Below are 19,836 nucleotides of genomic sequence, written 5' to 3' on the forward strand. Positions count from 1 at the left end.
GAGGTAGCGCCCGGACCCCCCGGGAGCGAGGCTGGTGCCATGACCGTCGTGATCCCGCATGGCATCAGCGAGCCCCGGGAGGGCGGCGTGCATCTGCTGCGGTTCGAGCTGCCGCTGCCGCATCCCGTCGTACGGGTCTGGGCCGCCGTCGCCACCCCCGAGGGGCTGCCGACCTGGCTGGCCGCCGCCGACGTCCTCGAGCCGAGGGTCGGCGGCGTCGTCGTGCTGCGCTGGCTCAACGCCGACGACGAGGGCCGCCAGACCGTCGCCGAGGGCCAGGTGACCGCCTGGGACATGGAACGGGTGGTGGAGTACACGGTGAGCGTGCACGGCCGCCTCCGCTTCCACCTGGAGCACGCGGCCAAGGGCGGCACGACCCTGCGCTTCACCCATGAGCTCCAGGGCACGGACCCGCAGCGCCTGGACGCCCTGGCCGGCTGGCACATGCACTTCGAGCTCCTCGCGGACGCGCTGGACGGGCAGCCCACGACCGACTGGTCGACGTGGACGCCCGCCCGCTGGCAGGAGCTGCGCGAGCAGTACGCCTAGAAGACGGTCGGCGCCGTCAGACGCAGTCCTTGCTCGGGGGCTTCTGCTCCGGCCAGGCGAACTGCTCGAAGACCGGGTTCCCGTCGGCCGGCAGTCGCACTATCGGCACGGCCTTGTTCCGCGGGTTGCCGCGGTTGTCGAGACAGATCCAGCCGCTGGCGCCGTTCACCCGCAGGGAGCCCGTCAGATGCGGCCACTGGGCGGTGATGTCGGCGGGGGCGGGCGGCTTGCCCGATGTGCCGGCCGCCGCGCGCACGCCCTGGACCGCCGTGGCCATGGCGTCGTAGCCGATGATCGTCTGGCCGTCCTGGAGCGCGTTCGGGCCGATGTCGTCCCGCACCTCCGCTATCCCGTCGGCCAGCCGCTGGTAGGCGGCCGCCGAGCCGCCGGTCTTCGGCAGCTCGTGCCCGGCCTGCGCGTTCCAGGCGTCGGGGTGGGCGAGCGCCGCGTACTTCACGGTCACCCGGGGCTGCTTCTCGTCCTTGCGGACCGCGAGCGCCTGGCGGTTCAGCTTCGGGTCCGCGGGCAGATAGGACGCCTCGTCGCCGGTGAGCACGGTGAACCGGCCCGGCGCGCCGCAGCCGGCCTGGCTGAGCTGGTCGATGAAGACGCGCAACGGGGTGTGGCGGCCCGCGAAGAGGATCGTGCGGGTATCGGTGTCGCAGATATAGGAGACGATGCTGTTGAAGACATTGCCCAGATTGCCGGGGTTGTCCGGTTCCTTGGGCGAGGTGAACTGCCTCGGCTCGTGCTCCGGATCGGGCAGCTGAGCCTCGAACGCCTTGCGCAGGGTCTGCGCGAACCGGTCGGAGGGGCGCGTGTCGTGGACCAGCAGCGCGTCGCCGAAGTCGTTCTTCGTATGGGCGACCAGCGCCCGTGCCTCGTCTCCGTTGGTCGGGGACACCCGGGCCAGACCGGGGACGTCGGCGAAGTCGTCGGCCGTGATGGTGGAGCCGACCATCGGGATGCCGTGCTCGGCGAGCCGGCCGACGGCCAGCTTGTTCTGCTCGCTGCTGGTGGCGATGCCGGTGACGGCGCGCAGCCGCTCGGGCCCCTCGACCATGGAGACCAGCTGGTCGACCGTCGTCTCCCAGTGGTCGTTGTGATCGCCGGTGTTGGCCAGCAGCAGCTTGACCTTCGGCTGCACGCCGTCGACGCGGTTCGCCTGCCGCTGCTGGACGTAGATGCCCTGCAGCTCGTGCCGCATCTTGATCAGCTGCTCGGGCGCCGTCGAGGTGAAGGGCATCATCACGGCGATGGAGACGGCGACGTGCTCGGGGCCCTCCGCCGTCTCGTTCTCCTTGGAGAGGGAACGATCCACCTCCTCGTTCTCGGCGGCGATGGCCTTGCTGACCTTGCTGATCTCCTTCACCTTGAAGTCGTAGCCCTCGGCCGTCACCCCGATGCACTCGTCGCTGCCGTCGGGCCGCTCGACGCCGGCGGCGCAGGAGCGGTCGAAGAACCTCGGCAGGAAGACCGCCCCCGCGGCGATCAGCGCCAGCACGCCGACGCCGACGAGAATCTTGAAGAGCTTGGTGCGGATCACTCGCTCACTCCTGTAGCCGAGGTCCGGCGGGAGCAGTCGCACTCCCGCAGCGGACGCCCTCCCCGGATGCGGTCCGCCCAGCTCGCGGCGGCGTCGGTCAGTACGGAGCTGTCGGCGACGTCGTCGCGCAGCGCGTACAGCGCGCCGTGGACGGCGCTCTCCACGCGCGCCTCCGGCAGCTCCAGCCAGTCCTGGGCGAGCCAGGTCGCGTTCACCAGCCGCTCCACGCGCTGCTCCAGCTCGCCGCGCCCGCCCGCGAAGGCGCGGGCCCGCCGTTCGGCGAGCGCCTCGAAGCTGGGGGCGGAGGAGATGTGCAGCAGGTCCGCGAGCCAGTCGGCGGTGTCGGCGCGGCCGATGGTGGCCGCGAGATACGCGACCGCCCGGTCGGTCCGGCCGAGCGCCAGATCGTGGTGGTACTGATGGCTGAAGGAGGGGCGCACGACGCCGGAGGCCATCGTGCCCGGCCGGCCCGAGGCGTAGTGCGTCACGAGCCGGGAGTGGGCGGCCAGCCAGGACGAGTGGTTGGCGTCCAGGTGGTACAGCCGGTGCAGCAGCAGCGTCCGCAGGCAGTGGTCCCCGACGAAGTGCAGCGAGCAGCGCGGCCAGCCGTCGTCGTCCATGACCTGGCGCAGGTCGGCCGCGTCGACGGAGGCGGACTGCGGGATCAGCAGCGCGGCGGCCCGCTGGTCGGCGGCGGCCGACAGCAGCATCAGCAGCTCCCCGGACTCCTCGGGGACCAGCGCCTCGCGCAGCGACTCGGCGACCGTGGGGCCGGGCTGCGGCCCCGTGGAGCGGTGGCTGAGCAGCGAGCGCAGCGTCAGCTCCGGCAGCGACGGCTGCTGTTCGGCGCGCAGCTCGTCGATCGCCTGCGTCATCCGCGTCATGACCAGCGGCCGGCCGCCCGTGAACCGGTACAGCGCCCTCGGCAGCCCCGGCGGCAGCATCGCGTCCGGGTCCACATGGCTCAGCAGCCCGTCCGAGGTCTCCGGCGCCGCGGGCGGCAGCGGCGGATAGGGGACCACGACCAGCGGCCCCTCGCACAGCTCGTCCTTCTTCCGCGCGGCCAGCCCCACCGCGGCGCTCAGCGACGCCAGGCGCCGCCCCTCGCGCAGCACCTGGCCGCCGCCGCGCCGGAACGCCGCGTACACCACCACCCGGTCCGAGCGCCCCTCGGCGCGGTACGCGAGCAGATCGCGCAGCAGCCGCTCGCCCAGCGCGTCATGGGCGTTGTCGAGCAGCATCAGCGGACGGCCGGTGCGCAGCAGCCAGCCGCCGAAGGTGCGGTACGCCTCGTCCAGGTCGGCCCGCAGCGCCTGCCCGAGGAAGTACTCCGCGCGCAGCCGCTGGTCGCCGCCGAGCCGGAAGTGCTGCCCCAGCAGGGTCAGTCCGCGCTGGGCGCTGCCCTGCGCCCCCGGATACGCGCCGTACCAGTCGACCGCCTTGCGGGTGGAGCGCTGGAACAGCTCCTGGATCAGCACCTCCACCGAGACCTCGACGAACTTCTGCACGGGCGTGAGCGACACCGGCAGCGAGGCGTACGCCGCCATGAGCTTGGCGACCCACTGCTGCACCGACGCCGCCCAGTTGCTCTGCTCGGGCGAGATCAGCTCCAGCCGGCGCAGCTCCGCCGCGATCTGCTCGTCCTGGTCGGCGTTCCAGGTGCTGGAGGCGGCGGCGACCAGGCCGGCGAAGAGCCGGGTGGTGCGCAGGGTCGGCTGGTGCGAGGGGCCCGTGCCGGTGAAGCCGATGCCGAGCTCGCGCAGGGCCTCGGTGACCGTGGAGCGCGACTCGGGCGACTCGGCGGCCAGGGTGCGCAGCGACTCGTCCGCGCAGTCCAGGTAGGCGACCAGCGTGGTCGTGCCGCAGCTGTCCCGTAACTGCTGGAAGCCATGGGTCTTGCCGGTCCCGCGGCCGCCGACGACGGCGACCACGGGCGGGGGCAGCGCCTTGCAGTAGGGACGGCGACGCAGCCCTGCCACGTCGACGCCGGTGAGATGGGAGGTGAGCTGCGCGAGCAGGTCGCTTCTCGCGGAGAGTTGGTCCCTCAAAGAGACTCCCGGTCGGTCATCTAGCGCCGGGGGGCAGCTGAATTCCGACCATGATATTGCGTGTTCGCGCGATTACGCGGAGTTTTCCGGCATCGAGATGGCGTCGAGTTTCGCGCGTAGATACGCGTGCGAGTCCACCGGTCCGTAGGCCGTCCGTCCGGTGGGCGCGGGCAGGGAGGCGACCGAGGTGCCCGGGTCGCACTCGTAGAAGTAGACCAGCGAGATCAGCTCCTCCGCGGGGGCGTCCGCGGGCGGCGGCAGCACCCGGTGGCGGCCCGAGCGCCAGCGGTCGCCGGTCCAACGCGCCATCAGATCGCCGATGTTGACCGTGAAGGCGTCGGGGTCGTACGGCGCGTCCTCCCAGCCGCCCTCGTCGGTGAAGACCTGGAGCCCGCCCTTGCCGGCCTGCCGGTCGAGCACGGTGACGGTGCCGAAGTCGGTGTGCGGGCCGATGCGGAACTGGCCCGGCTCCGGCGCGCCGAGCCGCTCCCTGCTCGGGTACCAGTTCACGTTGAAGCCCCAGGTCGGGTGCCCGGTGTGCTGGGTGAAGAAGTCCTCGGACTCGCCGAGGGCCGCGCCCAGCAGCTCCAGGAGCACGTCCGAGAGCCGCCGCATCTGCGCGAGGTAGGCCTGAACCGCGGGCCGCAGCGCCGGCGCCTCGGCCGGCCAGACGTTGGGCAGGAACCACTCGGCGTCCACGGCCGCGTCGCCGGTGGGCTCCTCGGCGGCGAACGACAGCGACTCCTTGAGATCCGGCGGGCTCTCGACGCCCTCCGCATAGGAGTTGGCCTCCGCGCCGGGCCCCAGCCAGCCGCGCCCGCCGACCCGCACGGCATACGGCTTCTTCGCGGCGTCGGGCAGCTGGAAGAACTCCTGGGCCGCCGACCGGATGCGCCGGCGCAGCCCCGGGTCCACGCCGTGCCCGGCGACCAGCAGGAACCCGGCGGACTGAAGAGCGCGGTCGACGGTCTCGGCGGTCCGCGCGCGGGCGGCGGGGTCCCCCGAGAGCCAGGGGCGCAGATCGACGGTGGGAATCCTGGGGGCGGCGGTCTCAGTCACCGATGTCCTCGTTCCACAGCTCGGGGCTCTCCTCGACGAAGTCACGCATCAGGGCGACGCACTCGGCGTCGTCCAGCACCACGATCTCCACGCCGAGGCCGGCCAGCCAGTCGTGCCCGCCGTGGAAGGAGGCGGCCTCGCCGACCACGACCCGGGAGATCCCGAACTGGCGGACCAGCCCGCTGCAGTACCAGCACGGCGAGAGGGTCGTCACCATGGTCGTACCCCGGTACGAGCGCCGGCGCCCGGCCGCGCGGAAGGCCGCGGTCTCCGCGTGCGCCGACGGGTCGCCGTCCTGCACGCGCCGGTTGCGCCCGCGCCCCAGCAGCGTCCCGTCCGGGCCGTACAGCGCGGCGCCGATCGGGATCCCGCCCTCGGCCAGACCGGCGCGCGCCTCCTCGACGGCCGTCGCCAGCCATTCGGCGTACGTCTCTCGGTCGGCGTGCTGTGCGGTCCCGGTGCTGCTCCCGGTGCTCCCCGTGCTCGGTGGGCTCTCCGGGCTCCCCGTGCTCGGTGGGCTCTCCGTGCTCGCTGGGGTCTCTGTGTCCTCTGGGTCCTTTGGGTCCTCTGTGCTGTTCACGAGACTCCTCTCCTGCGCGGCGCGCCCGCCATCGGTCACGCCGATGGCCCCATCGGCAGGACGCCCCACTGGCTCGTGGACCGGGCCCGCCGTCCGTCCGTAGCGTCGTCCGCATGACAAGCGACAAGTCCCTGGAGAACAAGGGCGCCCTCGAACTCACCCTCGCCATGGTGCTCTCCGGCACGCTCGGCGTCTTCGTCGTCGAGTCCGGCGCGTCGGCCTTCAACGTCGTGTTCTTCCGCTGCGTCTTCGGGGCGCTGGCCCTGGGCGCCTACGCGGCCGCCCGAGGCTTCTTCAAGAACCACGGGTTCACCCCGAAGAAGCTCGGGATGGCCGCGCTGGGCGGGGTCTTCATCGTCTTCAACTGGGCGTTCCTGTTCGAGGCGTACGAGGCCACCTCGATCTCCCTGGCCACCGTCGTCTACCACACACAGCCGTTCTACGTGGTGCTGCTCGGCGCGCTCCTGTTCAAGGAGCGGCTGACCGGCGCCAAGATCGCCTGGCTCGTGGTCGCGTTCGCCGGTCTGATCCTCGTCTCCGGCGTGCGCCCCGGCGACGCGGGATCGCTCTCGGGCCTGGGACTCGCGCTGCTCGCCGCGCTCTTCTACGCGATATCCACCGTGATCACCAAGCGGGTGACCGGGGTGCGGCCGCATCTCGTCGCCCTGGTCCAGGTGCTCGTCGGCATCCCGCTGCTGCTGCCCTTCGCCGACTTCGCCGCCGCGAGCGGGCTGGGCGCCGGCTGGGCGTGGCTGGTCGGCCTCGGCCTGATCCACACCGGGCTGATGTACGTCCTGATGTACGCCGCGTACCAGAAGCTGCCCACCGCGAAGATCGCCGTGCTCGCCTTCACCTATCCGGCCGTCGCGATGGTCGCCGACTGGGCGGTGTACGGCCACCACATCGGGCTCGTCCAGGCGCTCGGCGTCCCGCTGATCGTCCTCGCCAGCCTGAAGGTGAGCCTGGCGAAGCCGGCCAGTCCCGTGCTCAGCGGTCCGACGGCCAGCGGTCCGACTCCTGCTCCCGCACCAGCCGAACCGTCTCGTCGATGAACAGCCGCACATGAGCGGGCAGCCGCTTGCCCTGACGCCACGCGACCTGCGTGTACAGCTGGAACGGCGGCGCCCACGGCAGCGCGAGGAGCGTCCCCGACGCCAGCTCCTCGCGCACCGTCATGCGCGGCAGCAGCGCGACGCCGAGGCCGCCCGCCACCCCGCGCTTGGTCGCCTCGATCGTGCCGAACTCCATGAAGGGCGGGGGAGCGCCGTTACGCTCGCGCAACTCGTCCTCGAACAGGTCGCGGTAGGGGCAGCCGGGCTCGGTGCCCACGAGCTGCACGTCCGCCAGGTCGGCCGTCTCCAGCCTGGCCGCGACGGACGTCGCGGCGCCTCCGGCCGTACGACCGGCGCCGGCCCGCTCGGCCAGCGGATGCGTCGGCGCGCAGACCAGCACCAGCGGCTCGGCCGTCAGCACCTCGGTCTCCAGGCCCGCGTGCTCGGTGTCGCGCTCCATCAGGAAGCCGATGTCGTACACGCCCTGGCGCAGCGCCTGCCGGGTCTCGTCGCCCAGCGTGGGGCGGAGCGACAGCCGCACCTTGGGGTAGCGGTGGTGGAAGAGCTCCAGCAGCGCGGGCAGCCGGTAGGAGGTGAGCGACTCCATCGTGCCGACGTTGATCGTCCCGGCGGGCTCGTCGGCGCCCTGGACCGCGCGCTGGGCCTCGTCGGCGAGCTCGATGATCCGGCGGGCGTACGGCAGCAGCCGCTCGCCCGCCTCCGTCAGCCGGATGCGGCTGCCGAGCCGGTCGAACAGCTCCGCGCCGAGCGAGGACTCCAGCGAGCGGATCTGGCTGGTCACGCTCGACTGCGCGTACTTCAGCTCGGCGGCGGCCTGGGTGAAGCTCAGGACCGTGGCGACCTTCTCGAACGTCACCAGCAGACGCAGCTCCATCACGCGCTCTCCTTCCCGCGCTTCTCCGCAGGGCTCAAGGACTCAAGGAGTCCCGCCTCAGGACTCAAGGACTCAGGACTCACGGCTTCCGCGTGCGTCCTCAGGGCTTCGGGTTCTCGGGCTCGTCGCCGTCCTTGCCCTCGGGGGCCGGGCTGTCCTTCTTGTCCTTCTCGCGCTGGGCCTCGTCGCGCAGGGACTTGAGGAACTCGGGGTTGTCGTCGGGCGCGACCCAGCCGCGCGAGCCCCCCGAGCTCCGCCAGCCTCCCGAGCCGCCCCGCCCGCCCGAGCCGCCCGGCCGCGCGGTGCGCTGACGGCCAGCGGCCAGCCAGACGATCGGTCCGACGATGGTGAAGATGAGAATGATGAGCACCCAGACCACCTTGGGCAGGTGCTTGACCTCTTCCTCCGGCGTGTTGAGGCAGTCGATGAAGGCGTAGATCGTCAACGCCAGCATCAGGATGAAGGGCAAGTACCTGAGCATCGTGGAGCGGGTCCCCCTCAAGCGGCGGCGGGGCTGGATACGGCCCCCGGTGACGGATCCAGGGTAGTGGGTGGCCGCTCGGCCGGGTCCGGGGACGAGCCCCGACCCGCGCACGGGGGAGGGGCGGGGCGCAGCGCGCGGGCGGTCCTCAGCGATACTGGGTCGCATGGCTTACGACGATCTTCGCTCCCTGCTCCGGGCACTGGAGCGCGAGGGAGACCTCAAGCGCATCAAGGCCGAGGTCGACCCGTATCTGGAGGTCGGGGAGATCGTCGACCGGGTGAACAAGGCGGGCGGGCCGGCGCTTCTCTTCGAGAACGTGCGCGGATCCTCCATGCCGCTCGCCATGAACGTCTTCGGCACCGACCGCCGGCTCCTCAAGGCGCTCGGCCTGAAGTCCTACTCCGAGATCAGCGACAAGATCGGCGGGCTGCTCAAGCCGGAGCTGCCGCAGGGCTTCGTCGGGGTGCGCGAGGCGTTCGGCAAGCTCGGCTCGATGGTCCATGTGCCGCCCAAGAAGGTGAAGGACGCGCCCGTCCAGGAGGTGGTCCTGACCGGCGACGACGTCGATCTGGACCAGCTGCCCGCGCTGTTCACCTGGCCCAAGGACGGCGGCTCCTTCTTCAACCTGGGGCTCACGCACACCAAGCACCCCGAGACGGGCGTGCGCAACCTCGGCCTCTACCGCCTCCAGCGCCACGACCGGCGCACCATCGGCATGCACTGGCAGATCCACAAGGACAGCCGCAACCACTACCAGGTCGCCGCCAAGCGCGGCGAGCGGCTGCCGGTGGCCATCGCCTTCGGCTGCCCGCCCGCCGTGACGTACGCGTCGACCGCGCCGCTGCCCGGCGACATCGACGAGTACCTCTTCGCGGGCTTCGTCCAGGGCAAGCGGATCGAGATGGTCGACTGCAAGACCGTCCCGCTCCAGGTCCCGGCGAACGCCGAGGTGGTGCTGGAGGGCTGGCTGGAGCCCGGCGAGACGCTGCCGGAGGGCCCCTTCGGCGACCACACCGGCTTCTACACCCCGCAGGAGCCGTTCCCCGCGCTGACCATCGACTGCGTGACCATGCGCAGGCGTCCGCTGCTCCAGTCGATCGTGGTGGGCCGCCCGCCGACGGAGGACGGGCCGCTGGGACGCGCGACGGAGCGTTTCTTCCTGCCGCTGCTCAAGATCATCATCCCGGACATCGTGGACTACCACCTGCCCGAGTCGGGCGGCTTCCACAACTGCGCGATCGTCTCGATCGACAAGAAGTACCCCAAGCACGCGCAGAAGGTCATGCACGCGATCTGGGGCGCGCACATGATGTCGCTGACCAAGCTGATCGTGGTCGTCGACGCCGACTGCGACGTCCACGACCTGCACGAGGTCTCCTGGCGCGCGCTCGGCAACACCGACTACGCCCGCGACCTCACCGTCGTCGAGGGCCCGGTGGACCATCTGGACCACTCCTCGTACCAGCAGTTCTGGGGCGGCAAGGCGGGCATCGACGCGACGAGGAAGCTCCCCGAGGAGGGGTACACGCGCGACGGCGGCTGGCCGGACATGGTCGAGTCCGACCCGGATACGGCGGCCCTGGTGGACCGCCGCTGGAAGGAGTACGGGCTGTGAGTCCGACGATGGAGGGCGGTTCGGCGACGGAGGGCGGTCCCGCCCTGTTCCTCGGCGCCGACACGCCCTGTGTGGCGCTGCTCCGTCCCGACCTCGACGTCGACGACCCGGCACTGCGGCTCGCGGCCGAGCAGGCCGGCGTCACCCCGCAGGAGTTCGCCGGGGAGCTGGGCGTCTGGCAGGTGGTGGCCGACCGCACCGACGGCGAGGGTCGCGGCTTCGAGCTGCCGGAGCTCGCCGACGGCGAGGCCGCGGACTTCGCGGACGCGCTGCTGGCGGCGCTGTCCGGGTCCGGGGACGCCGAGCTGGAGCTGGCCGACGACGGCGTCCTCGTCGTCGCCGTCGTCCACGCCGGCGACGACCGAGTGTCCCTGACCGCGCGGGTCGTTCCGCCGGCCGGAGGCGCCACGGAGGCGGAGAGCGGCCCGCTGCGGGTGGAGCTCGGCACGCTCCCGGTCGCGGAGTTGCGCGACCACGTCGCCGAGTTCCGCCGGAGTCTGGCGTGATGACCGCAGCCGACGGCGTGGTCGGCCCGGGCCCGGCGCCGCAGGCCTCGGGCAGGGTGAAGGCGTTCCTGAGGCTCGTGATGATCGAGCACTCGGTCTTCGCGCTGCCCTTCGCCTATATCGCCTCCCTCACCGCGATGTTCCAGCTCGACCGGAACATCCACTGGGTCAAGCTGCTGCTCGTCACCGTCGCCATGGTGGGGCTGCGGACCTTCGCGATGGCCTGCAACCGGATCATCGACCGCGAGATCGACGCCCGCAATCCGCGCACGGCCGGCCGCGAGCTGGTGACCGGGGCCGTGTCGGTGCGCTCCGCGTGGACCGGCGCGGGCATCGCCGTCGTCGTCTTCCTCGGCGCCGCCGCCGCGCTCAACCCGCTGTGCCTGGCGCTCGCGCCGATCGCCGTGATCCCGATGGTGGTCTATCCGTACGGCAAGCGGTTCACCAACTTCCCGCACGCCATCCTCGGCCTCGCCCAGGCGATGGGCCCGGTCGGCGCATGGCTCGCGATCACCGGGACCTGGTCCTGGGACGCGGTGATCCTCGGGCTCGCGGTCGGCGTCTGGATCGGCGGCTTCGACCTGATCTTCGCCTGCCAGGACGTGCAGGCGGACCGCGCCGAGGGAGTCATGTCGGTGCCGGCCCGCTTCGGCGTCCCGGCGGCGCTGTGGGGCGCGCGGGGCTCGGCGGTCGTGACGACGGGTCTGCTGGTCTGGTACGCGCTGGCGACGGACGCGGGGCTGTTCTTCTGGATCGGCCTGGTGATCGTGATCGCGGCGTTCTGCTACGAGCACACCATCGTGACGCCGCACGACCTGTCCCGACTGAACCGGGCGTTCTTCACCACGAACGGCTTCATCGGGATGTCGCTCTTCGTCTGTGCGCTGCTCGACCTGCTGGTGCGCGGTCTGACGGTGTGAGGCATGCCGGTGTGAGGCGTCCCGTGGCGCACGGGGTGCGTCAGGGAGCGAGGGCCGGGCTGCGGCGGGCGGGGCGGAAGACGAAGGCCGCGACCACGCCCGCCACCAGGCCGACGAGGTGGCCCTGCCAGCTGACCGTCGCGTCGGCGGGGGAGAGGCCGACCAGGATCGAGCCGCCCCAGACCGCGGCGATCGTCAGCCCGACGGCGACGCCGAGGAGCCTGCGCTCCACGAAGCCGCGGACCACGAGATAGCCGAAGAGGCCGAAGACCAGTCCGGACGCGCCCGCGGTGATCGTGTCCGACGGCGAGATCAGCCAGACGCCGATGCCGTCGGCGACGGCTATCAGCGCGCAGACGGCGAGGAAGCGGCGGATGCCGCCGAGGGCGGCGACGAAGCCGAAGACCAGCAGCGGGACGGTGTTGGACGCGACGTGCCCGAAGCCGAAGTGCAGGAACGGCGCGGCGAGGATCCCGCCGAGGCTGTCCGGGTCGCGGGCGACGATGCCGTACGCGTCGAGCGCGTGGCCGCTCGCGAAGTCGACGGCCTCGATCGCCCAGAGGGCGGCTGCCCAGACCAGCATGATCACGGCGGCTGTCTTGGCCCGGTCGGCCGAGCGCCACTCTCCCGTTCGCGGATCGGTCATCGGGTCCCCCTGCGGTCCGTACGCCTCCCCCCGGAAACGTTCGGGTCACCTTACTCAGTTCCACCGGGGGCGGGCCGGATAGGCTCGTCGGCGTGGAGCAGGCAGAGGAACAGCAGCGTCGTCCCTGGGTGGTCGGGGTGTCCGGGGCGTCGGGGACCCCGTACGCCGCCGCCGTTCTGAGGGGACTGCTCGCCGCGGGGGAGAGCGTCGATCTGGTGGTCAGCCGCGCCTCGCGGCTCACCCTCCTGGACGAGACCGGCATCGCCTTCCGCGACGCGCACTGGCGCGAGGACCTCGCCCAGTGGCTGGCGCGCGGGGCGGACGGGAAGCCCGACACGTATCCGGGCCTGGAGCTGGACGGCGTGCGCAACTGGAGCGCGGGCGATCTGGCGGCCGGACCGTCCTCTGGGTCGTACCCCGTGAAGGGGATGTTGATCGTCCCCGCGTCGACGGCGTGCGTGGCCGGGGTGGCGCTGGGACTCTCGAAGGATCTGCTCCAGCGGGCGGCGAGCGTGACGCTGAAAGAGCGGCGCAAGCTGGTCGTCGCGGTGCGGGAGACCCCGCTGAGCGGGCAGACCCTCAAGGCTCTGGTGGCGCTGGACGAGGCGGGCGCCGTGGTGCTGCCCGCCTCCCCTGCGTTCTACGCGGGCGCGACGCACATCCAGGATCTGGTGGACTTCGTCGCGGGGCGGGTGCTCGACGCGGCGGAGGTGCCGCATCGGCTGTACCGCCGATGGGAGGGAGAGCTCGGTGGCTCTCGGGGTGACTGAGGCGTCCTGTGCCGGCCGTGCGAAGGGTGCGTCTCGTGCCAGTCGTGCCGGTCGTGCGAAGGGCGCGTCTCGTGCCGGTCGTGCGAAGGGTGCGGTCAGCGCTTCTTGGCGGTCCGCGGGGCGCGGGTCTGGTCGAGCCGGTGCGCGGCTGCGGGCTGATGGGCACGCGAGCGGTTGGCCAGCTCCTGAAGCTGTCGCATATGGGCGTGGGCCATCTCGATCGTGTACACGGGGAGCTCACTCCTGAACGTTTCGAAGGATCGTCATTGATCGTGTGAAAGATTCACAGGGCTTTAGCCCTGCATGCCTTAGATTCTATACGTAAACTTGCGTGATCGCTGAACAATGGAAGGGTCCAGGCATATGGACGCGGTGGACAGGCAGCTCATCCAGGCCCTCAGAGAGAACGGCAGGGCGTCGTACGCCGAGCTCGGCCGGCTCGTAGGGCTCTCCGGGCCCTCCGTCACCGACCGCATCAACCGGCTCGAGGCCGCGGGAGTCATCACCGGCTACCGCGCCACCGTCGACTCCGCCTCGCTCGGCCTCGGCGTCACGGCGCTGATCGGCATCTCCCTCTCCGACGCGGCCGACCACGAGGACGTGGCGCGCCGGCTGAAGGACCTCGCCGAGATCGAGGACTGCTGGTTCATCGCGGGCGACGACTCGTACATGCTCAAGGTGCGGGCGAGCGACGTGGACGGTCTGGAGAAGACCATCCGACGGCTCTCCGGCACGCGCGGCGTCTCCCGTACACGGACGACGATCGTGCTCTCCACCAAGTGGGAGAACCGTGTGGGGGATCTGCCCGAGGAGTCGTGACACGGAGCGCCCTGGGCCTCCCACCGGCTGTCACATGCGGGGGAGTACGGTTGTGGAGCCTGTGACGCAGACATATGGGAGGCGGGCGTAAATGGACGCGGGGCTCAAGCGCGAGCTGGAGGAGAAGGTCCGGGCCGGGGAGCGGCTGACCCGCGAGGACGGCATCGCCCTCTACGAGTCGGACGACCTGGCGTGGCTCGGCGGCCTCGCGCACGAGGTGCGGACGCGCAAGAACGGCGACGTCGTCCACTTCAACGTCAACCGCCACCTCAATATGACCAACGTGTGCACGGCGTCGTGCGCGTACTGCTCGTTCCAGCGCAAGCCGGGCGAGAAGGACGCGTACACGATGCGCATCGAGGAGGCCGTCCGCCTCGCCAAGGCGATGGAGAACGAGAACCTCACCGAGCTGCACATCGTCAACGGGCTCCACCCCAACCTGCCGTGGCGCTACTACCCGCGCTCGCTCAGCGAGCTCAAGAAGGCCCTGCCCAACGTCTCGTTGAAGGCCTTCACCGCCACCGAGATCCACCACTTCGAGACGATCTCGGGCCTGTCCGCGTCCGAGATCCTCGACGAGCTGATCGAGGCCGGCCTGGAGTCGCTGACCGGCGGCGGCGCCGAGATCTTCGACTGGGAGGTCCGCCAGCACATCGTGGACCACCGCACCCACTGGGAAGACTGGTCCCGCATCCACCGCCTCGCGCACGAGAAGGGCCTCAAGACGCCCTCCACGATGCTCTACGGCCACATCGAGGAGCCCCGGCACCGGGTCGACCACGTCCTGCGGCTGCGCGAGCTCCAGGACGAGACCGGCGGCTTCCAGGTCTTCATCCCGCTGCGCTACCAGCACGACTTCGTCGACATGCAGGACGGCAAGGTCCGCAACCGCCTCCAGGCGCGCACGTCCATGGCCACCGGCGCCGAGGCGCTGAAGACCTTCGCCGTCTCGCGGCTCCTGTTCGACAACGTTCCGCACGTGAAGGTGTTCTGGGTGATGCACGGCGTGCAGACCGCCCAGCTCGCCCTCCAGCACGGCGCGGACGACATGGACGGCTCGGTCGTCGAGTACAAGATCACGCACGACGCGGACAACTACGGCACGCCCAACAAGCTGACCCGCGACGATCTGCTCGACCTGATCCGCGACGCCGGCTTCCGCCCGGTGGAGCGCAACACGCGGTACGAGATCATCCGCGAGTACCCCGGCCCGGACGCCGACCGGCGCGAGTCGCCGCAGCCCATGCGGGTCTGAGGACGTACGACCGTGCCGCTCCGCTTCGTACTGGACCCCCCGGTCGACCGCGCCCTGCGCGACGGCGTCGTCTCCCTGTGGGCCGACGTCTCCAACGCGGGCGGCGCGGTCGGCTTCGTGCCGCCCGTCGACGAGGACGCCGTACGGCCGGAGTTCGTCAAGCACCTGGCCGCCATGGCCGAGGGCCGCGCCCGGCTGCTCGTCGGCTACGACGAGGACGGCGCGGTCGCGGCCACCGCCTTCTTCCACCTCAACACCCACCGGCTGATGCGCCACTGGGTCTGGCTCTACACGGTGATGGTGCACCCGCGGCATCAGGGCAGGGGCTACGGCCGCGATCTGATGGCCGCGGCGGAGTCCGCGGCCCGGAGCCTCGAGGGCATCGAGGCGATCCGGCTCACCTGCCGGGGCGGCACCGGGGCCGACCTCTTCTACGGCCGCTGCGGCTACAAGGAGGTCGGGCGGGTGCCCGGCGCGATCCGGGTGGCCGAGGGCGACGACCGCGACGACGTCGTCATGCTGCTGCCGCTGTCCCGCTGAGGTTGGTGCCTCCCCTCCGGGTCCAGGGCCTCCCCCCGGGTCCTCCCCCCTGAAATTGATCCATTCCGGACGTGTTTCACTGGTCGAGCAGGAACCCGTCGTACCAAGCGAAGTAGAGAGAAGGCCCGCCGTGTCCGCTGCCGCCAAGACGAGCGCCACGATCCGGTACACCCTCATGCGGATCGGCGTCTTCGTCGGCTGCTTCTTCGCCCTGTGGGGCCTGGTCTACCTCGGCGTGCTGCCGCGCGGACTCGGCGACTCCAACCTGCTGTGGGTGCTGGTGCTGGCGACCGTGATCTCGGCGCCGCTCAGCTTCGTGCTGCTGCGCAACCAGCGCGAGGCGATGTCCCAGCAGATCGTCGACAAGGTCGACCAGGCGAAGGCGCGCCTCGAGGCCAACCGCAACCAGGAGGACGGCGCGGTGTAGCGGTTCTCACACACCTCGCGAGCCCCGGCCGGAAGCACTGCTTCCGGCCGGGGCTCCGGCGTTTTCAGGACCGGCTGACTCAAAGGACGGCTTTGAGGTTCTCAAAGTCAGAGTGTTAACGTGCTCGATGTGAAGACAGCAGTGCGCCCCCACGAAGCCGTGAGCATCCCGCTCGTGGCGCGCCTGCACGTCGATCTCTGCCTCCCCCGAGCGCTTCGCTGCGCTCGTGCAGGGGGCGCCCCCAGTACATCCGCGCTCTGTTGTCGCTAGTCCGACCCGGCATCGCACAGCGGCCTCCCCTCACGCACTCGCGCACACGGGCGCCGCACCCCTGTCCTCGTATGTCCCCACACGCCGCACCTGGAGTCTGTCCGTGTCCGCGTCCACCGCGTCCACGACGACCGAGAGCCCCTCCGGCTCCGGTCGCCGCATACCGAAGTTCCCCTTCTGGGCCCAGATCGTCGCCGGTCTGGCCCTCGGCGTCCTGCTCGGCTGGCTCGCCCGCAGCCAGGACGTCAGCTGGCTGAAGACCACTCTCGACCAGGTCGGATCGATCTTCGTCCAGCTGCTGAAGCTGGCGGTCGCACCGCTCGTCTTCTTCGCGATCCTGGTGTCGATCACCAACCTGCGCAAGGTCGACAACGCCGCCCGGCTGGCCGGCCGCACCCTGCTCTGGTTCATGGTCACCTCCCTGATCGCCGTCGCCATCGGCCTGGCGCTCGGCCTGCTCACCGACCCCGGCGCGGGCACCTCGCTCACCCCGAAGGACGGCAAGCAGCCGGAGGACTCCGGCTCCTGGATCGACTTCCTCACCGGCATCGTGCCGACGGACGTCGTCACCCCGTTCACCGAGCTGAACGTCCTCCAGATCGTCTTCATGGCCGCCGTCGCCGGCATCGCCGCCCTGAAGCTCGGCGACCGCGCCAAGCCGGTCCTGTCCCTGAGCGAAGCGGTGCTGGAGCTGCTCCAGAAGGCCCTGTGGTGGGTCATCCGGCTGGCCCCCGTCGGCACCGTCGGCCTCATCGGCTTCGCCATCGCCGACTACGGCTGGAACCTGATCGGCAAGTACGCGACCTTCACGGCCGACGTCTACATCGGCTGCGCGCTGGTGATGTTCGGCGTCTACCCGCTGCTGCTGGCGACGGTCGCGCGGGTCAACCCCGTCCAGTTCTTCAAGGGCGCGTGGCCCGCGATCCAGCTGGCCTTCGTCTCCCGCTCCTCGGTCGGCACGATGCCGGTCACCCAGAAGGTCACCGAGCGGCTCGGCGTGCCGAAGGAGTACACCTCCTTCGCCGTCCCGTTCGGCGCGACGACCAAGATGGACGGCTGCGCAGCGATCTACCCGGCGCTCGCCGCGATCTTCATCGCGCAGATCTTCGACGTCCAGCTGGGCGTCCAGGACTATCTGCTGATCGCCTTCGTCTCGGTCGTCGGCTCGGCCGCCACCGCCGGCCTGACCGGCGCGACGGTCATGCTGACGCTGACCCTCTCCACGCTGGGCCTCCCGCTGGAGGGCGTGGGCCTGCTGATGGCGATCGACCCGATCCTGGACATGATCCGCACGGCCACGAACGTGGCGGGCCAGGCGCTGGTCCCGGTGATCGTGGCGGCGCGCGAGAAGATCCTGGACCTCGACGCGTACAACGCGGCGAAGTCGTCGCCGATCGACGAGGTCGACGAGGTCGAGGTGCGCGAGGCGGAGCCGAAGATCGCGGTGCCGGCCGTCGCGTAGTACGGGCTGTACGTCGGCTGTACGGGGCGCTCTATCTCCCGTCGGTAGCGTCCTCGACGTCGCGTACTTCCCCCGACCCGAACGGGAGAACAGCCATGAGCAGCCTCGTCAAGCGCCTCGGCGACCGGATGCTGGAGCGCATCGTTCCCGGCGCCGACGCCACGGCGGACACCAGCTTCTACGACTACTGCTACTGCAGGTCCAAGAAGAAGTACTACCGGTACTGCCACGTGGTCGGCGGCATGAGCTCCTGCTCGGGCTGTACGTACGTGCGAGGAACTTGCTGATTGCCGGTCAGCAGGAGGCCCTCTTCCCCGTGTCCCCGGGGGAGGGGGCCATTTCGCGACCGCGCAGGGCGCCGCGATGTACACCGGCTGTACGGGGGGCTCTATGGCGGCTCGCTAGCGTTCCGGTCCTCGCGATTCCGTAGACCGACCGAAGGAGAGAGACATGAGCCGTCTGATCACGAGGCTCGGGGACCGGGTGCTGGAGCGTCTCGTTCCCGCCGCGGACGCCCAGGCCGACACGAGCTACTACCGCTACTGCTACTGCCGGAACGTGCGGGCGTACTACCGGCTCTGCCACGTCGTCGGCGGGACCAGCTCCTGTTCCGGCTGCACCTACGCGCGGGGCGAATGCTGAACCCTCGCCTCCGAGCGTGCCGTCACGGCTCTCCTCCGCCTCCCCGGAGGGGGGCCGTGCGCATTTCGGGGCGGTTGGCGGGAGCCGTAGGCTTACCGGCGAGTTGAGACGCGGGGCGCGGGGAGGGTGTCGGACATGGGTGCTGAGAAGGGCGTCAGGAGCAAACGCATGCCGCGCGCCGTGCGCGAGCGCCAGATGATGGACGCGGCGGTGCAGACGTTCGGCCAGCGCGGCTACCGGGCGGCCTCGATGGACGAGATCGCCGAGCTGGCCGGGGTGTCCAAGCCCCTGGTCTATCTGTATCTGAACTCCAAGGAAGACCTCTTCACCGCCTGCATCCGGCGTGAGGCGCAGGCCCTGACGGCCGCCGTGCGGGAGGCCGCCGAGCCGGGGCTGCCGGCGGACCGGCAGCTGTGGGCGGGGCTCGCGGCGTTCTTCACGCACACCGCCGACAACCCGGACGGCTGGTCGGTGCTGCACCGTCAGGCCCGTACGACCGGGGAGCCGTTCGCCGCGGAGGTCGCGACGATGCGGGACGAGATCGTGGCGTTCGTGACCGGGCTGATCGGGGCCGCGGCGCGCGAGACGCACCGCGACCCCGAGTTCGCCGACCGGGACGTGGCCGGGCTCGCCGAGGCGCTGGTGGGGGCGGCGGAGTCGCTCGCGGGGTGGGCGAACGACACCGCCGGAGTCTCCGCGAAGGAGGCGGCGGGCACCTTGATGAACTTCGCCTGGGTCGGCCTCGGGGCCCTTATGAAGGGCGAGCGCTGGTCCGGCCGGTGAGGTGGACCCGGTCCCCGCTGCGCAGCTGGAAGGCCGCGCCGTCGGCCGCGTACGTCACCGTGGCAGGCAGCGGAACCGGCGCCGTGAACTGCGCCCGTACGCGGGCGATCTGACCGTCCTGCTCGGCCAGGCAGCGCGCCAGCGTCCACATGCCGTGCGCGATCGGCCGGGGGAAGCCGAACAGCCGCGCCGTCAGCGGATGCAGATGGATCGGGTTGCGGTCGCCGGAGGCCGCGCCGTAGCGGCGGCCCAGATCGGCGGGGAGCCGCCACTCGGCGACGGCGGGCAGAGCGCGGGCGGCCGGGGCTGGCGTGGCGTGGTGATTGGCGGGCGGGTCTGGCGTGGCGTCGCGGTCGGCCGCCGGTGCCGACGCCGGGGGCGTGGCGTCGCGGTCGGTGCGTGGGGCCGGCGTGGCGTCGCCGTCGGCGGGCGGGGCGTCGCGGTCGGTGCGCGGGGCCGCGGTTGTGGGCCGCCGGGCCAGATAGCCGCTGCGCGACTCCCACACCAGCTCTCCGTCCCGCCGCGCCTGCGTCGTCATCGTGACCTCGACGCCCCGCCGGCGCCGCAGCAGCTCCTCGGCGAACACGGTCAGTTCGAGGGCGTCGTCCGGACGGAGGGCCTGGTGGGAGGCGATCTCGATACGGGTGTGGACCAGTCCGAGCATCGGCAGCGGGAAGGACCGGTCCGCCATGACGCGCGCGGCGAGGGGGAAGCCGAGCAGGTGCGGATACGGCAGCGGGAGCGGGTCCGTCTCCTGGTAGCCGCAGAGCCGGGCGTACGCGGCGAGCCGTCGCGCATCGACGCGTACGCCGGTCCGTACGAGCCGCGTCCGCGGCAGCGGTGCGCCTGTGTCCAGGTTCCGCTTGAACGGCGAGGTCAGCGCGCCGCGGGCGAGGGCGAAGACCAGGGACACGGTCACGCTCCCGGCAGGCTCGGGCCGCAGGCGCAGGCCGACGCCGTTGCGGGGA

General features: G+C 71.3%; 23 protein-coding genes. 14 read left to right on the plus strand and 9 right to left on the minus strand.

Going from position 1 to position 19,836, the window contains the following annotated elements:
• The first annotated feature begins 39 nt into the window (after window positions 1–39).
• On the plus strand, window positions 40–549 hold the full coding sequence (locus AB0M39_RS27245) for an SRPBCC domain-containing protein (protein WP_365368551.1): 510 nt from the start codon (window positions 40–42) through the stop codon (window positions 547–549).
• A 16-nt stretch (window positions 550–565) separates the two neighbouring features.
• Here the strand turns inward: AB0M39_RS27245 and AB0M39_RS27250 are convergent, their stop codons facing one another.
• The 4 genes from AB0M39_RS27250 to AB0M39_RS27265 all read right to left on the minus strand — a co-directional run bounded on the left by AB0M39_RS27250 (window position 566) and on the right by AB0M39_RS27265 (window position 5,617).
• Window positions 566–2,095 carry a hypothetical protein gene (locus AB0M39_RS27250; RefSeq protein ID WP_365368552.1) on the minus strand — a complete coding sequence of 510 codons (1,530 nt, stop codon included), beginning with the start codon at window positions 2,093–2,095 and terminating at the stop codon, window positions 566–568.
• A complete protein-coding gene (locus tag AB0M39_RS27255; protein ID WP_365368553.1) occupies window positions 2,092–4,143 on the minus strand; it encodes a hypothetical protein in 2,052 nt (683 codons plus the stop codon). The genes AB0M39_RS27250 and AB0M39_RS27255 overlap by 4 nt, the downstream gene beginning before the upstream one ends.
• 72 nt (window positions 4,144–4,215) lie before the next feature.
• Window positions 4,216–5,202: a 2-oxoglutarate and iron-dependent oxygenase domain-containing protein gene (locus tag AB0M39_RS27260; RefSeq protein WP_365368554.1), complete on the minus strand. Its 987-nt coding sequence runs from the start codon at window positions 5,200–5,202 to the stop codon at window positions 4,216–4,218.
• Window positions 5,195–5,617 (minus strand): nucleoside deaminase, encoded by a 423-nt coding sequence (locus AB0M39_RS27265; protein WP_365368577.1) that lies wholly within the window; start codon window positions 5,615–5,617, stop codon window positions 5,195–5,197. The genes AB0M39_RS27260 and AB0M39_RS27265 overlap by 8 nt, the downstream gene beginning before the upstream one ends.
• Before the next feature lie 278 nt (window positions 5,618–5,895).
• On the opposite strand from AB0M39_RS27265, the gene AB0M39_RS27270 reads away from it, so the two are divergent.
• Entirely contained in the window at window positions 5,896–6,834 is a 939-nt protein-coding gene (locus tag AB0M39_RS27270) for a DMT family transporter (protein ID WP_365368555.1), read from the plus strand.
• On the opposite strand, the gene AB0M39_RS27275 is transcribed toward AB0M39_RS27270, so the two are convergent.
• Window positions 6,770–7,729, minus strand: coding sequence for a LysR family transcriptional regulator (locus AB0M39_RS27275; protein WP_365368578.1), 960 nt, complete (start codon window positions 7,727–7,729; stop codon window positions 6,770–6,772). The two genes, AB0M39_RS27270 and AB0M39_RS27275, sit on opposite strands and share 65 nt — an antisense overlap.
• A gap of 100 nt (window positions 7,730–7,829) precedes the next feature.
• Window positions 7,830–8,210 (minus strand): PLD nuclease N-terminal domain-containing protein, encoded by a 381-nt coding sequence (locus tag AB0M39_RS27280; protein WP_365368556.1) that lies wholly within the window; start codon window positions 8,208–8,210, stop codon window positions 7,830–7,832.
• 166 nt (window positions 8,211–8,376) lie between these two features.
• Between AB0M39_RS27280 and AB0M39_RS27285 the strand changes: the two genes are divergently transcribed.
• From AB0M39_RS27285 to mqnP, 3 genes are read left to right on the plus strand one after another with little or no spacing between them, the layout of a single operon-like run.
• On the plus strand, window positions 8,377–9,828 hold the full coding sequence (locus AB0M39_RS27285) for a menaquinone biosynthesis decarboxylase (RefSeq protein ID WP_365368557.1): 1,452 nt from the start codon (window positions 8,377–8,379) through the stop codon (window positions 9,826–9,828).
• Entirely contained in the window at window positions 9,825–10,334 is a 510-nt protein-coding gene (locus AB0M39_RS27290) for a hypothetical protein (protein ID WP_365368558.1), read from the plus strand. Before AB0M39_RS27285 ends, AB0M39_RS27290 begins: the two co-directional genes overlap by 4 nt.
• Complete coding sequence (gene mqnP / locus AB0M39_RS27295) at window positions 10,334–11,254, plus strand: menaquinone biosynthesis prenyltransferase MqnP (protein WP_365368559.1); 921 nt, start codon at window positions 10,334–10,336, stop codon at window positions 11,252–11,254. The genes AB0M39_RS27290 and mqnP overlap by 1 nt, the downstream gene beginning before the upstream one ends.
• Before the next feature lie 40 nt (window positions 11,255–11,294).
• Here mqnP and AB0M39_RS27300 read toward each other — a convergent pair whose 3' ends face one another.
• Complete coding sequence (locus AB0M39_RS27300; RefSeq protein ID WP_365368560.1) at window positions 11,295–11,900, minus strand: rhomboid family intramembrane serine protease; 606 nt, start codon at window positions 11,898–11,900, stop codon at window positions 11,295–11,297.
• A 92-nt stretch (window positions 11,901–11,992) separates the two neighbouring features.
• Here AB0M39_RS27300 and AB0M39_RS27305 point away from each other — a divergent pair, with 92 nt between their 5' ends.
• The gene (locus AB0M39_RS27305; RefSeq protein ID WP_365368561.1) at window positions 11,993–12,670 is read left to right on the plus strand and encodes a UbiX family flavin prenyltransferase; all 678 of its coding nucleotides are present in this window, start codon (window positions 11,993–11,995) and stop codon (window positions 12,668–12,670) included.
• A gap of 95 nt (window positions 12,671–12,765) precedes the next feature.
• Here the strand turns inward: AB0M39_RS27305 and AB0M39_RS27310 are convergent, their stop codons facing one another.
• A complete protein-coding gene (locus AB0M39_RS27310) occupies window positions 12,766–12,900 on the minus strand; it encodes a hypothetical protein (protein ID WP_365368579.1) in 135 nt (44 codons plus the stop codon).
• 133 nt (window positions 12,901–13,033) lie between these two features.
• Here AB0M39_RS27310 and AB0M39_RS27315 point away from each other — a divergent pair, with 133 nt between their 5' ends.
• The 8 genes from AB0M39_RS27315 to AB0M39_RS27350 all read left to right on the plus strand — a co-directional run bounded on the left by AB0M39_RS27315 (window position 13,034) and on the right by AB0M39_RS27350 (window position 18,868).
• Window positions 13,034–13,489 (plus strand): Lrp/AsnC family transcriptional regulator, encoded by a 456-nt coding sequence (locus AB0M39_RS27315; RefSeq protein WP_365368562.1) that lies wholly within the window; start codon window positions 13,034–13,036, stop codon window positions 13,487–13,489.
• A 91-nt stretch (window positions 13,490–13,580) separates the two neighbouring features.
• Window positions 13,581–14,744, plus strand: a complete 1,164-nt coding sequence (mqnE, locus tag AB0M39_RS27320) for an aminofutalosine synthase MqnE (protein ID WP_365368563.1) — start codon at window positions 13,581–13,583, stop codon at window positions 14,742–14,744.
• 12 nt (window positions 14,745–14,756) lie between these two features.
• A complete protein-coding gene (locus AB0M39_RS27325) occupies window positions 14,757–15,284 on the plus strand; it encodes a GNAT family N-acetyltransferase (RefSeq protein ID WP_365368564.1) in 528 nt (175 codons plus the stop codon).
• A 130-nt stretch (window positions 15,285–15,414) separates the two neighbouring features.
• Window positions 15,415–15,711, plus strand: a complete 297-nt coding sequence (locus AB0M39_RS27330) for a DUF4229 domain-containing protein (RefSeq protein WP_365368565.1) — start codon at window positions 15,415–15,417, stop codon at window positions 15,709–15,711.
• 373 nt (window positions 15,712–16,084) lie between these two features.
• The gene (locus tag AB0M39_RS27335) at window positions 16,085–17,443 is read left to right on the plus strand and encodes a dicarboxylate/amino acid:cation symporter (protein WP_365368566.1); all 1,359 of its coding nucleotides are present in this window, start codon (window positions 16,085–16,087) and stop codon (window positions 17,441–17,443) included.
• Between the two features lie 95 nt (window positions 17,444–17,538).
• On the plus strand, window positions 17,539–17,730 hold the full coding sequence (locus AB0M39_RS27340) for a hypothetical protein (RefSeq protein ID WP_365368567.1): 192 nt from the start codon (window positions 17,539–17,541) through the stop codon (window positions 17,728–17,730).
• A 163-nt stretch (window positions 17,731–17,893) separates the two neighbouring features.
• Window positions 17,894–18,085 carry a hypothetical protein gene (locus tag AB0M39_RS27345; protein ID WP_365368568.1) on the plus strand — a complete coding sequence of 64 codons (192 nt, stop codon included), beginning with the start codon at window positions 17,894–17,896 and terminating at the stop codon, window positions 18,083–18,085.
• 135 nt (window positions 18,086–18,220) lie between these two features.
• Window positions 18,221–18,868, plus strand: coding sequence for a TetR/AcrR family transcriptional regulator (locus AB0M39_RS27350; RefSeq protein WP_365368569.1), 648 nt, complete (start codon window positions 18,221–18,223; stop codon window positions 18,866–18,868).
• Here AB0M39_RS27350 and AB0M39_RS27355 read toward each other — a convergent pair.
• Entirely contained in the window at window positions 18,837–19,787 is a 951-nt protein-coding gene (locus AB0M39_RS27355; protein WP_365368570.1) for a MaoC/PaaZ C-terminal domain-containing protein, read from the minus strand. The genes AB0M39_RS27350 and AB0M39_RS27355 overlap by 32 nt on opposite strands.
• Between the last annotated feature and the right edge of the window lie 49 nt (window positions 19,788–19,836).

The sequence above is a fragment of the Streptomyces sp. NPDC051907 genome (assembly GCF_040681075.1).
Taxonomy (GTDB): Bacteria; Actinomycetota; Actinomycetes; order Streptomycetales; family Streptomycetaceae; genus Streptomyces.

What these genes read in the sequence shown, in the direction of transcription:
- AB0M39_RS27315 (WP_365368562.1), top strand. Translation starts at nt 13,034, where the DNA reads ATGGACGCGGTGGACAGGCAGCTCATCCAGGCCCTCAGAGAGAACGGC.
- AB0M39_RS27280 (WP_365368556.1), bottom strand. Translation starts at nt 8,210, where the DNA reads ATGCTCAGGTACTTGCCCTTCATCCTGATGCTGGCGTTGACGATCTAC.
- AB0M39_RS27350 (WP_365368569.1), top strand. Translation starts at nt 18,221, where the DNA reads ATGGGTGCTGAGAAGGGCGTCAGGAGCAAACGCATGCCGCGCGCCGTG.
- AB0M39_RS27300 (WP_365368560.1), bottom strand. Translation starts at nt 11,900, where the DNA reads ATGACCGATCCGCGAACGGGAGAGTGGCGCTCGGCCGACCGGGCCAAG.
- mqnP (WP_365368559.1), top strand. Translation starts at nt 10,334, where the DNA reads ATGACCGCAGCCGACGGCGTGGTCGGCCCGGGCCCGGCGCCGCAGGCC.
- AB0M39_RS27285 (WP_365368557.1), top strand. Translation starts at nt 8,377, where the DNA reads ATGGCTTACGACGATCTTCGCTCCCTGCTCCGGGCACTGGAGCGCGAG.
- AB0M39_RS27245 (WP_365368551.1), top strand. Translation starts at nt 40, where the DNA reads ATGACCGTCGTGATCCCGCATGGCATCAGCGAGCCCCGGGAGGGCGGC.
- mqnE (WP_365368563.1), top strand. Translation starts at nt 13,581, where the DNA reads ATGGACGCGGGGCTCAAGCGCGAGCTGGAGGAGAAGGTCCGGGCCGGG.
- AB0M39_RS27270 (WP_365368555.1), top strand. Translation starts at nt 5,896, where the DNA reads ATGACAAGCGACAAGTCCCTGGAGAACAAGGGCGCCCTCGAACTCACC.
- AB0M39_RS27345 (WP_365368568.1), top strand. Translation starts at nt 17,894, where the DNA reads ATGAGCCGTCTGATCACGAGGCTCGGGGACCGGGTGCTGGAGCGTCTC.
- AB0M39_RS27275 (WP_365368578.1), bottom strand. Translation starts at nt 7,729, where the DNA reads ATGGAGCTGCGTCTGCTGGTGACGTTCGAGAAGGTCGCCACGGTCCTG.
- AB0M39_RS27340 (WP_365368567.1), top strand. Translation starts at nt 17,539, where the DNA reads ATGAGCAGCCTCGTCAAGCGCCTCGGCGACCGGATGCTGGAGCGCATC.